General features: G+C 61.5%; 13 protein-coding genes and 1 pseudogene. 11 read left to right on the top strand and 3 right to left on the bottom strand.

What is annotated here, in order from left to right:
- The coding region (locus AC0YKC_RS31430) for a transposase (protein WP_488513862.1) at positions 1 to 315 on the top strand (315 nt) is incomplete at its 5' end.
- A gap of 166 nt (positions 316 to 481) precedes the next feature.
- Here AC0YKC_RS31430 and AC0YKC_RS31425 read toward each other — a convergent pair.
- Positions 482 to 1159 (bottom strand): MIP family channel protein, encoded by a 678-nt coding sequence (locus AC0YKC_RS31425; protein ID WP_320298520.1) that lies wholly within the window; start codon positions 1157 to 1159, stop codon positions 482 to 484.
- Positions 1160 to 1493: 334 nt separating this feature from the next.
- Here AC0YKC_RS31425 and AC0YKC_RS31420 point away from each other — a divergent pair, with 334 nt between their 5' ends.
- The 3 genes from AC0YKC_RS31420 to AC0YKC_RS31410 all read left to right on the top strand — a co-directional run bounded on the left by AC0YKC_RS31420 (position 1494) and on the right by AC0YKC_RS31410 (position 4117).
- Positions 1494 to 2783, top strand: coding sequence for an RsmB/NOP family class I SAM-dependent RNA methyltransferase (locus tag AC0YKC_RS31420; RefSeq protein WP_488513861.1), 1290 nt, complete (start codon positions 1494 to 1496; stop codon positions 2781 to 2783).
- A 95-nt stretch (positions 2784 to 2878) separates the two neighbouring features.
- Complete coding sequence (locus AC0YKC_RS31415) at positions 2879 to 3340, top strand: PaaI family thioesterase (protein WP_320298522.1); 462 nt, start codon at positions 2879 to 2881, stop codon at positions 3338 to 3340.
- A gap of 138 nt (positions 3341 to 3478) precedes the next feature.
- Positions 3479 to 4117 (top strand): 5'-methylthioadenosine/S-adenosylhomocysteine nucleosidase, encoded by a 639-nt coding sequence (locus AC0YKC_RS31410; protein ID WP_488513860.1) that lies wholly within the window; start codon positions 3479 to 3481, stop codon positions 4115 to 4117.
- Positions 4118 to 4128: 11 nt separating this feature from the next.
- On the opposite strand, the gene AC0YKC_RS31405 is transcribed toward AC0YKC_RS31410, so the two are convergent.
- Positions 4129 to 4446 carry a hypothetical protein gene (locus AC0YKC_RS31405; RefSeq protein WP_488513859.1) on the bottom strand — a complete coding sequence of 106 codons (318 nt, stop codon included), beginning with the start codon at positions 4444 to 4446 and terminating at the stop codon, positions 4129 to 4131.
- An 85-nt stretch (positions 4447 to 4531) separates the two neighbouring features.
- Here AC0YKC_RS31405 and AC0YKC_RS31400 point away from each other — a divergent pair, with 85 nt between their 5' ends.
- From AC0YKC_RS31400 to AC0YKC_RS31390, 3 genes are all read left to right on the top strand, one after another.
- The gene (locus tag AC0YKC_RS31400) at positions 4532 to 5014 is read left to right on the top strand and encodes a MarR family winged helix-turn-helix transcriptional regulator (protein ID WP_488513858.1); all 483 of its coding nucleotides are present in this window, start codon (positions 4532 to 4534) and stop codon (positions 5012 to 5014) included.
- 56 nt (positions 5015 to 5070) lie between these two features.
- Entirely contained in the window at positions 5071 to 6636 is a 1566-nt protein-coding gene (gene guaA, locus AC0YKC_RS31395; RefSeq protein ID WP_488513857.1) for a glutamine-hydrolyzing GMP synthase, read from the top strand.
- Positions 6637 to 6943: 307 nt separating this feature from the next.
- Entirely contained in the window at positions 6944 to 8197 is a 1254-nt protein-coding gene (locus tag AC0YKC_RS31390) for a tyrosine-type recombinase/integrase (RefSeq protein ID WP_488513856.1), read from the top strand.
- On the opposite strand, the gene AC0YKC_RS31385 is transcribed toward AC0YKC_RS31390, so the two are convergent.
- Positions 8178 to 8537, bottom strand: a complete 360-nt coding sequence (locus AC0YKC_RS31385; RefSeq protein WP_488513855.1) for a helix-turn-helix transcriptional regulator — start codon at positions 8535 to 8537, stop codon at positions 8178 to 8180. The two genes, AC0YKC_RS31390 and AC0YKC_RS31385, sit on opposite strands and share 20 nt — an antisense overlap.
- A 279-nt stretch (positions 8538 to 8816) precedes the next feature.
- On the opposite strand from AC0YKC_RS31385, the pseudogene AC0YKC_RS31380 reads away from it, so the two are divergent.
- The 4 genes and pseudogenes from AC0YKC_RS31380 to AC0YKC_RS31365 all read left to right on the top strand — a co-directional run bounded on the left by AC0YKC_RS31380 (position 8817) and on the right by AC0YKC_RS31365 (position 12477).
- Positions 8817 to 9751: pseudogene (locus AC0YKC_RS31380) on the top strand (DUF1403 family protein).
- Positions 9752 to 9753: 2 nt separating this feature from the next.
- Entirely contained in the window at positions 9754 to 10449 is a 696-nt protein-coding gene (gene scpB / locus AC0YKC_RS31375) for an SMC-Scp complex subunit ScpB (RefSeq protein WP_488513854.1), read from the top strand.
- 374 nt (positions 10450 to 10823) lie between these two features.
- On the top strand, positions 10824 to 11447 hold the full coding sequence (locus tag AC0YKC_RS31370) for a hypothetical protein (protein WP_488513853.1): 624 nt from the start codon (positions 10824 to 10826) through the stop codon (positions 11445 to 11447).
- A complete protein-coding gene (locus AC0YKC_RS31365) occupies positions 11437 to 12477 on the top strand; it encodes a phosphoadenosine phosphosulfate reductase domain-containing protein (protein WP_488513851.1) in 1041 nt (346 codons plus the stop codon). The genes AC0YKC_RS31370 and AC0YKC_RS31365 overlap by 11 nt, the downstream gene beginning before the upstream one ends.
- Positions 12478 to 12528: the final 51 nt, after the last annotated feature.

Raw genomic sequence — 12528 nt, 5'->3', positions numbered from 1 at the left:
GACCCGTCCATCTGCCGCGATTGTCCGATGCTGGCCTCATGCACCTCAAACGCCAAGGCCGAGCGCACCATCACGCGCCACGTCTGGCAAGACGCGCGCGAGCGGGTCGACGCCAACCGGCTCACGGCATGGGGCAAGGCCATCTATCGGCGTCGCAAGGAGACGGTGGAGCGATCCTTCGCCGATGCCAAGCAACTCTTCGGCCATCGTTATGCCCGCTTCCGAGGGCGCACACGCGTCGCCTGCCAGTGCCTGATCGCAGCCGCCGCCCAGAACATGAAAAAGATCGCAATCAGCCTCATGGCCAAAGCCTAAACCAAGCCTCGCATGAGGCCAATCCGCCGCGGCAGCCTCCCTGACATCTATTTGCCGAGCGCAATCAATCCACAAAACAAAACCCCGCCGAAAATCGACGGGGTTTGTCAGCGATCTGAGGCGCGGGCCAAGCCCGCGCCTTTTTCGTTCATTCCTTCAAGACGGATCAGTCTTTTTCGAAGATACCGGCCTTGGCGACAACGCCGGCAATCGCTCCGCCGATCAGCGGCGCGACGATGAACAGCCAGAGCTGGCCGAGCGCAGCGCCACCCGAAAACAGCGCCGGGCCGATCGAGCGCGCCGGATTGACCGAGGTGCCGGTCACCGGGATCATGGCGAAGTGGATCCCGGCCAGCGTCAGGCCGATGACCAAGCCGGCAAAGGCGGTAGTGTGCTTGGCGTTGGTGACGCCGAGGATCACCGTGACGAAGGTGAAGGTGCCGATCAGCTCCCACAGGAAGGCCGAGCTCATGCCCCATTTCGTCGCGTCCCAGCCATTGGCGCCGAAGCCGCCGGTGTGGCCGCCGGCCTGGCCCGATACGATGATCCACAGCGCCAGCGAGGCGATGATTGCGCCGATGACCTGCGCGATCCAGTAGGGGACGACATCCTTGGCCGGCATCCGCCCCGCCAGGAACACGCCGAGCGTCACCGCCGGATTGAGATGCGCGCCCGAGATCGGGCCGATCGCATAGGCCGCGGCGATCAGGCCGATGCCGAACGCCAGGCCGATGCCTTCCTGTCCGAGCGGCAGCGCGCCGCCGAAACCGCCCGTGACCACGGAGGCCGTGCCGATGAACACCAACAAAAACGTGCCGAGAACTTCTGCCAGATAAGTCTTCATTGCCCTCTCCTCATAGGATCCGCCAAACCGCGTCTCCCGCGCCGCGAATCACTGCCGGAAGAGTATTCCTGGGGGCAACACTTGGAAAGCTGAGAGGTTAAGCCAAAAAGCTTGCTTGTACCCGCCAGTCAAAGACATTAGAGACCTTTCATATTCTGGCGAATTGTTCTTGCTTTTTACGGTGGTGGCGCCTTGCTCTGAAAAACCGTTCGGGGGTATCGCTTGGTTTTGGAAACGGGTTTCGCAGCCAGCGCGAACAGAACTCTTTCAATCCAGGCCTGAAACGCTTTAAGAGCGGGCTGGAGCCGATTTTGTGGTGTAAGCGGAAAACGGAATGCGATTGGGCGGAAGGCTGGCAGCAGCGATAGAGGTTCTGGAAGACATCGGCCGGCGTCACCGGCCGGTGGCCGACGCCCTGCGCGACTGGGGCCTGTCGCATCGCTTCGCCGGCGGCGGCGATCGCGCGGCGATCGGCAACATCGTCTATGACGCGCTGCGCCGCAAACGCTCGGCCGGCTGGCTGTTCGGCGAGGACACGCCGCGCGCCATCGGCTTCGGCGCGCTTCTTTTGGAATGGGGCCAGACGGCGCAGTCGCTCAACGATGCGGTCGACGGCGACAAATTCGCGCCGCCGCTGCTCAGCGCCGCCGAGCTGAAGGCAGCCGCCAGCCGCAGGCTGGCCGACGCGCCCGATGTGGTGCGTGCCGATATCCCGGACTGGTGCGCGCCGCTGCTCGAGCAGGCCTATGGCGAGGCCTGGGTCGAGGAAGGCGCGGCCTTGGCGCAGCGCCCGCCGTTGGATCTCAGGGTCAACACGCTCCAGGCCGATCGCGCCAAGGTGCTGGTCGAGCTGCAGGGCACGGGTGCCGCGCCTGCGGCGATCGCGCCGCACGGCATCCGCATCCCGCCGATCGACGGCGACGGCAGGCACCCGAACGTGCAGGCCGAGCCCGCTTTCCAGAAAGGCTGGTTCGAAGTGCAGGACGAGGGTTCGCAGCTTGCCGCGGCTCTTGCCGGCGCCGCGCCTGGCATGCAGGTGCTCGACTATTGCGCCGGCGCCGGCGGCAAGACGCTGGCGCTGTCGGCCGAGATGGACAACAAAGGCCAGCTCTTCGCTCATGACGCGGAAAAGGTGCGGCTGGCGCCGATCTTCGAGCGCATCCGCCGCTCGCACAACCGCAACATCCAGGTCGTCAGCAAGCCCGCGGAGCTTGCGCCGCTCGCCAATCATATGGACATCGTGCTGATCGACGCGCCCTGCACCGGCAGCGGCACCTGGCGGCGGCGGCCCGACGCCAAATGGCGATTGACGGAAAGGCAGCTCGATGCCCGCAAGGCAGAGCAGCAGGCGATCCTCGACACGGCCCAGGCCTTCGTCAAGCCGGGCGGCTTGCTCGTCTATATCACCTGTTCGGTGTTCGACGCTGAAAACGGCGAGCAGGTCGCGGCCTTCCGCGAGCGCCATGAAGGCTTTGCACCGGTCGATCATCGCCAGCTCTGGGACGGCCGCTTCCCCGGCCATGAAGGAGCCGCGCGCATTGCCGGCGCCGGCGGTATCTCGCTGTCGCCGGCGTTGAGCGGCACCGACGGTTTCTATTTCCACGCCTTGCGCAGGGCTGCTTGACGGCGGCCAGTCCTTTGCTGCGCTGCAACATAAAAGATTGCCTGTCTCGCCCGGCTCTGCAATAAGCTTCGCCAGCAAATATGAGGCGAAACGCCATGGCAGCAGCCAAGATCGTACCCGCTCCCGACTTCGAGGAACGCGTCAGGACCTCCTTTGCCCGGCAGGAGGCAATGGCCACCATCGGCGCCGAGCTGACGCTGGTGACGCCCGGCATCATCGAGATCGAGATGCCGTATTCCGCCTCGCTCACCCAGCAGCACGGCTTCCTGCATGCCGGCGTCATTTCGACCGCGTTGGATTCGGCCTGCGGCTATGCCGCGTTTTCGCTGATGCCGCAGAATTCCAGCGTGCTGACCATCGAGTTCAAGGTGAACCTTCTGGCGCCGGGCAGGGGCGAGCGGTTCCTGTTCCGCGGCTCCGTGACGAAACCCGGCCGTACCATCATCGTCGCCGACGGACAGGCCTACGCCTTCGCCGCCGATGGCGAGGCCAAGCTGATCGCCACAATGACCGGCACCATGATGACGGTGGTCGGCCGCGACGGTATCGAGGGGTGAGGAGCGGTCCGCGCAGCGGACGAAAAGCCCCCTAATGGGCTTTTCGAGCGACGAACGCCCGGAGCCATAGCGAAGGGCCGGCAGGCGGCGAGGGCACGTTGCCCTTTCTCTTCGTCGTAGCAAATAGGGGTAAAGCTCATGACTGTCGAAGTGTCACGCCTGTGGCAAAAATCCGTTCTCTTCGTCATGGCGGTCGAGGCTGAATACGGTCCGCATCTGAAAAGCCTGTTCACGCCGCTGATGACCGGCGTCGGTCCGGTCGAGGCCGGTGTGCGGCTGGGCGCCGAGCTCGCGGCGTTGAAGGCCGAGGGTGCGCTTCCGGACCTGGTCGTTTCGCTGGGCTCGGCCGGCAGCCGCAGGCTGGAGCAGGCCGAGATCTATCAGGCCGTGTCGGTGAGCTATCGCGACATGGACGCTTCGCCGCTCGGCTTCGAGAAGGGCGCGACGCCTTTCCTCGACCTGCCGGTGTCCGTGCCGCTGCCCTTCGTCATTCCAGGCATCAAGACCGCCGCGCTCTCCACAGGCGGCGCGATCGTCTCCGGTGCCGCTTATGACGCCATCGATGCCGACATGGTCGACATGGAGACTTTTGCCTGCCTGCGCGCCTGCCAGCTGTTCGGCGTGCCGCTGATCGGGCTCCGCGGCATTTCGGACGGCGCGGCCGATCTCAGGCATGTCAACGACTGGACGGAGTATCTCCACGTCATCGACGAGAAGCTTGCCGCCACGATCGGTTTGCTGGAACAGGCGATCGGCGACGGCCTGCTTGGTGGCTGACTGCCGTTGGATCAAGCGGCCAGGCGTTGCGGGTCGCCGAAATCGATGCGTGAAATGCGTCCGCGGGCGGCGCCGGTTGCGTCGATATAGTCGATCGCCCCCGGTGTATGATCGAGCTTCCATGCGCCGGTCGGGCCGTCCTTCCATTCGACCCTGTAGCCGTCGTCCAGCAGCGTCCAGGCCCCGTGGAAGCGCGTGCCGTCCGGCAGAAGCATGTGCGCCCGATCGGCAGTTTCATAGTGGACGAAGGCGTTCTTGCCGCCCATGTCGATGACATGCGTGGTTCCGACCATGATAATGGCCAGCGTATCCCTGTTCAGTATCGTCATTGTCCCTGTCCGTGGGTTTGCGTTTGGAATGGTCTCGACGGCATGAATATCGTCAAGTATCTTGACTATATGGAGCTTGGACTGAATGGTCAAGGAACTTGACGAAAAATCCGATGCGCTGCCCGATCATGTCGGCTGGCGACTATGGCAGGCGAGCCGTGCATGGCAGACGGAATTCGCCGCCGCCATGCGAGCCGCCGGCCACGCCTGGTTCAGCGAGGCGCGCGCCGGGCTACTCGGCCACATTCGCCGCAACGGCACGCGCCAGTCGGCATTGATCGAGCGCGCGGCCATCTCAAAGCAGGCGGTTCAGCAATTGCTCGACGGGCTGGAGGCGGAAGGCGTGCTGGAGCGATTGCCCGACCCACGGGACGGGCGCGGCAAGCTTGTGCGCTATACGCGCAAGGGTCTGGATGCCTTGCGCGACGGCGACCGCATCAAGCTTGAGATCGAGCGCGGCTATATCGATCGCATCGGCGAGCGGCGGTTCGCGGCGCTGATGGACGCCTTGCGCTCACTTGACGTCGGGCAGGGCGACGCATCGGGAGACGCACCAGGATCGAAGTGAGCGGCGCGACCGCGCGACCCATTGCGTCGACTCGTTTCTTTCTCTAAAGGCTCGCCATGACGACGACAGCCAATCATCCCGACACCGTTCTGATTGTCGATTTCGGCAGCCAGTTCACACAGCTCATCGCCCGCCGCATTCGCGAGGCCGGCGTCTTTTCCGAGATCGTGCCGTTCCAATCGGCCGAAGCCGCCTTCAGGCGCATCAATCCGAAAGCGGTGATCCTGTCGGGCGGTCCGGCCTCGACCACCGACATTGGCAGCCCCCGCGCGCCGCAGATCGTGTTCGACGCCGGCGTGCCGGTGCTCGGCATCTGCTACGGCCAGATGGCGCTTTGCGTGCAGATGGGCGGCGTCGCCGAAAGCTCCAACCATCGCGAGTTCGGCCGCGCCTTCGTCGAGATCGAGAAGGAGAGCCCGCTGTTCGAAGGACTGTGGGCACCCGGCCAGCGCCACCAGGTGTGGATGAGCCATGGCGACCGCGTTATCGAATTGCCAGCTGACTTCAAGGTGCTCGGCAAGTCGGAAAGCTCGCCCTTCGCCATCTTCGGCGATATCGAGCGTAAGATGTACGGCATCATGTTCCACCCTGAGGTGGTGCACACGCCGGATGGCGCCAGGCTGCTCAGGAACTTCGTCCACAACATCGCCGGCATCGAGGGCGACTGGACAATGCGCGCCTATCGCGAGCATGCGGTGGAAACGATCCGCAAGCAGGTCGGCAAGGGCAAGGTCATCTGCGCGCTCTCGGGCGGCGTCGACTCCTCGGTTGCCGCACTGCTGATCCATGAAGCGATTGGCGACCAGTTGACCTGCATCCTCGTCGACCACGGCCTGATGCGCAAGGACGAGGCGGCAGGCGTGGTGGAGATGTTCCGCCAGCATTACAATCTGCCGCTGATCCTGGTCGATGCGTCCGACCGCTTCATCTCGGCGCTGGAAGGCGAGGCCGATCCCGAAAAAAAGCGCAAGACGATCGGCCGCCTGTTCATCGAAGTGTTCGAGGACGAGGCGAAGAAGCTCGGCGGCGCCGATTTCCTGGCGCAAGGCACGCTCTATCCCGACGTGATCGAGAGCGTCTCCTTCTCCGGCGGCCCGTCGGTGACGATCAAGTCGCACCACAATGTCGGCGGCCTGCCCGAGCGCATGAACATGAAGCTGGTCGAGCCGCTGCGCGAATTGTTCAAGGACGAGGTGAGGGCGCTCGGCAAGGAGCTCGGCCTGCCGGAGAGCTTCATTGGCCGGCATCCCTTCCCGGGCCCCGGCCTTGCCATCCGCTGCCCGGGCGGCATCACGCGCGAGAAGCTGGAGATCCTGCGCGAGGCCGACGCCATCTATCTCGACGAGATCCGCAAGGCCGGCCTGTACGACGCCATCTGGCAGGCCTTCGCGGTGCTTTTGCCGGTGCAGACGGTGGGCGTCATGGGCGACGGCCGCACCTACGAATTCGTCTGCGCGCTACGCGCCGTGACCTCCGTCGACGGCATGACGGCCGACTTCTACCACTACGACATGAACTTCCTGGGCGCGGCCGCCACCCGCATCATCAACGAGGTCAAGGGCATCAACCGCGTCGTCTACGACGTGACCTCGAAGCCGCCCGGCACGATCGAGTGGGAATGAAGCTGCATCCTTTTCTACCTTTCGGTAACTATCGGTGGGATAACGTAAATCGCTGAAATTGCAGATTTTTTCTCTTGGTGGCTATCGGCATCGATCGCCTCCAAGCGAGAACATTTGACGGTAAGCCGGACGGTATAGCTCTCCGCTCCTTCTACACGAATACTCTATACCGTCAGGGCGCTGACCAGCAGCTGGGTCGGAAAATTTCCTCTATCTTATTGATAATGAAGAGATTTATTCTGGGGGTTGACGGTAAAATCGTTGACGGTAAAATTGGGACGAAGGTTGCCCTTGGTTTCTCTCCGTCATGCTGACCGACATCGCTCTCAAACGACTGAAACCAAAAGATAAAGTCTACAAGGTCGCCGATCGTGACGGTATGTACGCGACCGTGTCTCCAGCCGGGCTAATCGCATTCCGATACGACTATCGGATAAACGGCCGACGAGAGACTGTGACCCTGGGCCGTTACGGTGCGGGAGGCATCACGCTGTCAGAAGCGAGGGACCGTTGCCTCGACGCTCGCAGGCTCGTTGCCGAGGGGAAGTCGCCGGCACAGGAAAAGCAGCGCGCTAAGCGGCGTCGGCTAACCGTTGGAACCTTCGGCAATGCCGGTAAGGACTGGTTCAAGAACGCTGCGATGGCGGACAGCACACGATCTATGCGCAAGGTCATTTTCGATCGCGACATTTTGCCGATCTGGCAGAAGCGGCTTTTAACCGAAATCACACCTGACGATTTGCGGGAACTCTGCACCAAGGTGAAGAACCGCGGTGCGCCGGCAACGGCGATCCATGTCCGGGATATCGTGAAGCAGATCTATGGCTATGTCATTCTAAACGGCGAGAAGATTTCCAATCCCGCGGATAAGGTGGAGCCTTCTTCGATAGCGACATTCCAGCCGAAAGACCGAGCTTTGTCCCCTGCGGAAATCCGGATCATGCTCAAAGAGTTGGAAAATGTGCCGACACTGCCGACCATTCGTCTAGGCCTAAAGCTGATATTGCTCACGATGTTGCGAAAGAGCGAGCTGCTGGATGCAACGTGGGACGAGGTCGATTTTGAGAACGCCGTGTGGCGCATTCCAAAAGAGCGGATGAAGCGAAAGAAGGCCCACAACGTCTACCTGTCGCGACAGTCCGTGGACATCATGATAGCGCTCAAGACATGTGCGGCGAATTCGCAATATGTACTGCCCTCCCGCTACGATGCCGATGAGCCAATGTCGCGCGCCACCTTTAACCGGGTCACCATGGCGATTGTCGCCCGCGCAAAGAAGCAAGACCTCCCGCTGGCGCCCTTCACGGTGCACGACCTACGTCGCACTGGCTCAACGCTGCTAAACGAAATCGGATTCAATCGGGACTGGATTGAAAAATGCCTCGCTCACGAAGACAGCCGCTCATCACGTGGGGTCTACAACAGAGCTGAGTATGAGCCGCAGCGTCGCCACATGCTGCAGGAATGGGCCGATATGATTGACGCGTGGGCGGCAGGCAAGAAGCACATCCCCACACTTCAGCCGACGGTAGAAGCGGCGATTACTCTTGATCCGACTTGACTGGTCTCGATTTCCGCAGCCTTACATTGGGGGCGGCAATAGGCTCGATCCTTCCGGCGGATGGCATGTTCCGTCGCTCCTCGACCCAGGCCTCGACTTCTGCCAGGTCCCAGACGACGCAGCGGGGCGTGAGATTGAATCGTCGCGGAAATTCGCCACGCTGTTCCATCTCATAGATGGTCGTGTCGGACAGCGGAACGATTTTACGCAGCTGAGGTCGGCGGACGGTTCGCACCACTTGACGCGAAGAAATGTGCGGCAGAACCGGTAGAGGGCTCGAAGTCTCGGTCTCGACCAGCCCTCGTCCATCTCGTCGAGAAGATTGCTGCCACTTGGCCATTGGTTGCACCGCGTGAATCCTAATCAAGACGCAGAATTTCCCAGATTCTGTGTGACGTCGATATAACCCTCATCTACGACTATGCCCCGTCGCTGTCCCTGCTTTTCAACATTTGGATGGTAGGTCATACGTGCTGGTTTTGTGCAGCCGTCCTTTCTTGTGCGGCGGCGAAACGAGCGACGAGACAACATTATCATTCGTTTTATATCGACGACAGGCTGTGCGTTTTCCGGCGAAAAACATGGCATAAAGCGCACCGGTATTTTACCCTCCGAAATCATGATTCGCCTCGATTCCGCGACCGCCAGTCCCGCCGCGCCGCCGATCGTCCCGGCCTGGGCGCTCGCTGCCGGCGACGCGCAGAATGAGGCTGACGCCGCCTTCCAGGCCGGCGCCGCCTTGGCTTCGCTCGACACACTTGCTCGGATGCACCCCGCGTGGTCCGGCGCATGGCGCCAAGGCTCACGCTAAAATGCGCCGCCGCCAGCATGCGGCTCGCCGGCCGGGCCGAGGATGAAGCCGCCTTGCGCGATGCGTGGTATCTGCGCTCGCCTGGTACCGATCCCGGTCCCGCCGGCGCGGTCTTTGGCGCCTGGCGGCAGCTGGCGCTACAGCCACTCGCCTAAGTGGCCGAACTGCTCGGGCTCGCCTGGGATGATGAGGCTCTCGCCGACCTCTGCGCGGCGATAGACCAAAAGGTCAGCGGCGGCCGGACGGCGCCATTCGCCGCAGCGGCGATCGCCGGCCGCGTCGTCGCGATGCGCCCCGATGCGGAGCTTTTGGGCTGGTGGCTCGCCGACCTGGTGCTGGCGCAGGCCCTGCGCTAGCCGCGGACGTTGCCGCTGTTGATGGCCCAGGCTTTTGGCCCGGTCTTCCGCGCCGAGGGCGGCGGCGGCAAGCGTATCCGACCGGGCGAAAGCGGTTTCCCGCGTGCGGTCTGCCTTGCGCTGGTGCAAGCGGCGGCGGAGGCATGTCGGTTGGCCGCCGAACTGTCGCGCCGCGCCGAAAAGCTTATGGCGGTGACGCCAAAACTGCGCGCCAAAGGCGCCGGCGACGTGATTTTTTTGCTGCTCAATGAAGATGCCGTCGCCGCATCGCTTGTGACAAAAAACCTGTCGCGCTTTGCGGCGCGACGGCTGTTCGAGCGCCTCCAGCAACTGGATGCCGTGCGCGAGCTCTCCGGCCGTCCGACCTTCCGGCTGTTTGGGCTGTAGCGATGAGCGAAGCGTCTGCCCGCCGCAAGCCAAACGATCAGCCGGCGTCGCTGGACACCGAGCTCGAGCACCTGCCGCCCGAACTGCGCTGGCGCGAATGGATGGGCCGGGTAGAGGCGATGATCTTTGCGGCAAATGAACCGGCGTCACGCGAGATGCGGGCGCGAGTGGTCGGCAGAAGCTGCAATCTCGACCTGGTCATCGACGACATCCGTGCCGAGCTCGCCGGTCGCCCCTATGAACTGGTCGCGGTCGCCGGCGGCTGGCAGCACCGCACCAAGAAGGTTTTTGGCGACGCCATCCACGCGGCGTTCGGCACGGCAGCGGGCGAGGGGGCAAAAGAGCTGTCGCAGTCGGAGGCTCTTGTCCTGATGTGCATTGCCTATTTCCAGCCAATCACGCGTGGCGAGCTATCGAGCTTCTTCGGCAAGGAGGTGTCGCGCGATCTGATCGGCGTGCTGCGCTCGCAGGAGCTCATCGCATCAGGGCCGCGGAGCCCGCAGCCGGGCGCGCCCTACACCTATGTGACGAGGAAAAATTTCATGTCGCAGTTTGGGCTCGACACGCTGCGGCAACTGCCGGATTTCGAGGCGCTTGAGGACGCCGGGCTGCTGTCGAAGGAGAAGCTGCTGGCCGGTGACAGCATGGCGGGGTTCTCTGGTAACAAGCGCGACGCCGCCGTCGAAATAGACGACTAGTTTGCGCTGGGGACCTTTTTCACGCAGGTCGGCTGATCACGCAAATCCGTCTCTCGGCCTGTTCATGGGTAGAGGTATAGTTTGGGCCCAGGGCCGATTTCAAAGCAGTCGATGACATGTGGTCTACGGGACAATGGGCAGGGTCGTTCCAAGACGGTTAAGAACTTTTGGTGTACGATTCGGCACCGGACTTTTTCACTGGATACATTCTGTAAAGAGATAATGGCCCAATACGTCCAACTCCGTGAGGCCGTAGATGAGAGATTTCCACTCGATTGCGAGGCCTGAACTTTAGACAGCCCCTGGTATCACCGTAAGAGTTTTTTGATGGAAGCCGAATGCACCAAGCTCAGCTTCCGAACGGCCGAGAAAACATGACCCTGAACACAATGCAGATTTGGCGCTGGTTTACACCTGCAGCGCTCATATTAGTCTACGGTGCGGTGATTTGGTTTATTCTTAAGGGTACGTTTCCCACGTTGCCCGATTTCTCGAAGGCACCGTACCTGGCAGGTGTGGTTGTTCCCGCAGCGCTATATTACATCACACCGCTGCGCACATGGGTGAATAGGGGATCCCACGAACGTATCAGTGAGAACCTACGAGCCGGCATGGTTAGAATTACCGGCTATGAGGACAAGCCGGACAAATACTCGTGGGCCAACCTGCGGTCGTTGTTCTTCAAGCTCGTGGACGACGACAAAAGCCTTTCGACGAAAGCGTCTCTCGCCTACTTCAACGGCCTGTTGTGGACAGGGTTCGCGGACTCGATGGTCATCAGCGCCGGGTATGGGCTCCTTTCGGTAGGCCTGCTCTACTTCGGAACGCCAAACGCCGTGATCGCGCTATGCGTCTCCGTTATCATGGTCTTCGTCTCGTATCTCGGAAACCGAGTGACAACCGACGGTCAGATTGCCATCGGAAACGAGCAACTTGAGCATATGAGGTTTGATCACAAAACGGCGATTGAGAGGCGCCTCAACCAACTTGACGACTGATCCGGTTCTAGCTGCGGTCGATGCCGCGGAGGCGGCACTTCAGGCGCGCCCGCACGCGCATTGGGTGCTTGCATTCTCGGGCGGTAAAGACTCGACTGCTGCCCTGAAGATTATTCTGGCGGCCTATCGCAAATCGGGACTCCCCAGTCTCAAACTTACGGTAATCTACTGCGATACCGGCGTCGAGAACCCTGTTCTAGACAAATATGTGAAGTCCACATTCCTTGCGATCGAGGCGGAGTTTGCTGATCGCGGCGACGGGTTTGAAACCAGAATCCTGCGAGCTCCTGTGCAGGATCGCTTCTTCGTGCGGATTGTGGGACGCGGATACCCACCACCGACGAACAGCTTTCGATGGTGTACGCCGAGCCTCAGGATTCGTCCTGTGTCACAATTCATTGAACACCAGGACCCACAAAATACGGTGGTAGTCCTAGGTCTTCGCCGATCGGAGAGTGAGCAAAGGGATCGTAGCTTAGCGAAATCGCCCGAGGGGCTGTGGCAAAAGCAGCGCGAAGGCAACCGGGACTACGATTTGTTCCTTCCTATTCTTGACCTCCATGTATCCGAGGTCTGGGACGCAATATTCTGGTTGTCCGCCCCAACTTCGATCCGTCCTCAGCTCTTACAAGAACTCTATCGGGATGCATCCGGCGAATGTCCTGTAATCAAAGCGCCATCTGCACCGCCATGCGCTTCGGGACGCTTCGGGTGCTGGACATGTACGGTTGTTCGACGAGACAAATCGGCGGGTAAGCTGATCGATGCGGGATATGCCGAACTCAAACCCTATTTCGAGTTTAGAAATTGGCTGGCGGAAATTCGAAACGATCCGGATATGCGCTGGCCACAACGGCGCAACGGGTCTGTTGGAATGGGGCCATTTACAATCGAAGCGCGCAAGTCAATCCTACGACGCATCGATGAGCTTGAAGACGCCACGAGATCAGAGGTTCTGGACGCTGCCGAGCGCGGGGCCATCGCGGGTCTTTGGCGGCTCGATGAGTATAAGCGGCTAAGCTTCCGGTAAAGCACGCGACTCACTCTTTAAAGAAGAGTTGGTGAGCAAACAGAAGTCTGC

It is taken from the genome of Mesorhizobium sp. CNPSo 4661, from assembly GCF_057784215.1.
The sequence above is the reverse complement of the archived record's forward strand: the minus strand, read 5'-3'. Positions and strand labels throughout refer to the sequence as shown.

Coding starts and splice junctions, on each gene's coding strand:
- AC0YKC_RS31425 (WP_320298520.1), bottom strand. CDS start 1,159: ATGAAGACTTATCTGGCAGAAGTTCTCGGCACGTTTTTGTTGGTGTTC.
- AC0YKC_RS31420 (WP_488513861.1), top strand. CDS start 1,494: ATGCGATTGGGCGGAAGGCTGGCAGCAGCGATAGAGGTTCTGGAAGAC.
- AC0YKC_RS31415 (WP_320298522.1), top strand. CDS start 2,879: ATGGCAGCAGCCAAGATCGTACCCGCTCCCGACTTCGAGGAACGCGTC.
- AC0YKC_RS31410 (WP_488513860.1), top strand. CDS start 3,479: ATGACTGTCGAAGTGTCACGCCTGTGGCAAAAATCCGTTCTCTTCGTC.
- AC0YKC_RS31405 (WP_488513859.1), bottom strand. CDS start 4,446: ATGACGATACTGAACAGGGATACGCTGGCCATTATCATGGTCGGAACC.
- AC0YKC_RS31400 (WP_488513858.1), top strand. CDS start 4,532: ATGGTCAAGGAACTTGACGAAAAATCCGATGCGCTGCCCGATCATGTC.
- guaA (WP_488513857.1), top strand. CDS start 5,071: ATGACGACGACAGCCAATCATCCCGACACCGTTCTGATTGTCGATTTC.
- AC0YKC_RS31390 (WP_488513856.1), top strand. CDS start 6,944: ATGCTGACCGACATCGCTCTCAAACGACTGAAACCAAAAGATAAAGTC.
- AC0YKC_RS31385 (WP_488513855.1), bottom strand. CDS start 8,537: ATGGCCAAGTGGCAGCAATCTTCTCGACGAGATGGACGAGGGCTGGTC.
- scpB (WP_488513854.1), top strand. CDS start 9,754: ATGAGCGAAGCGTCTGCCCGCCGCAAGCCAAACGATCAGCCGGCGTCG.
- AC0YKC_RS31370 (WP_488513853.1), top strand. CDS start 10,824: ATGACCCTGAACACAATGCAGATTTGGCGCTGGTTTACACCTGCAGCG.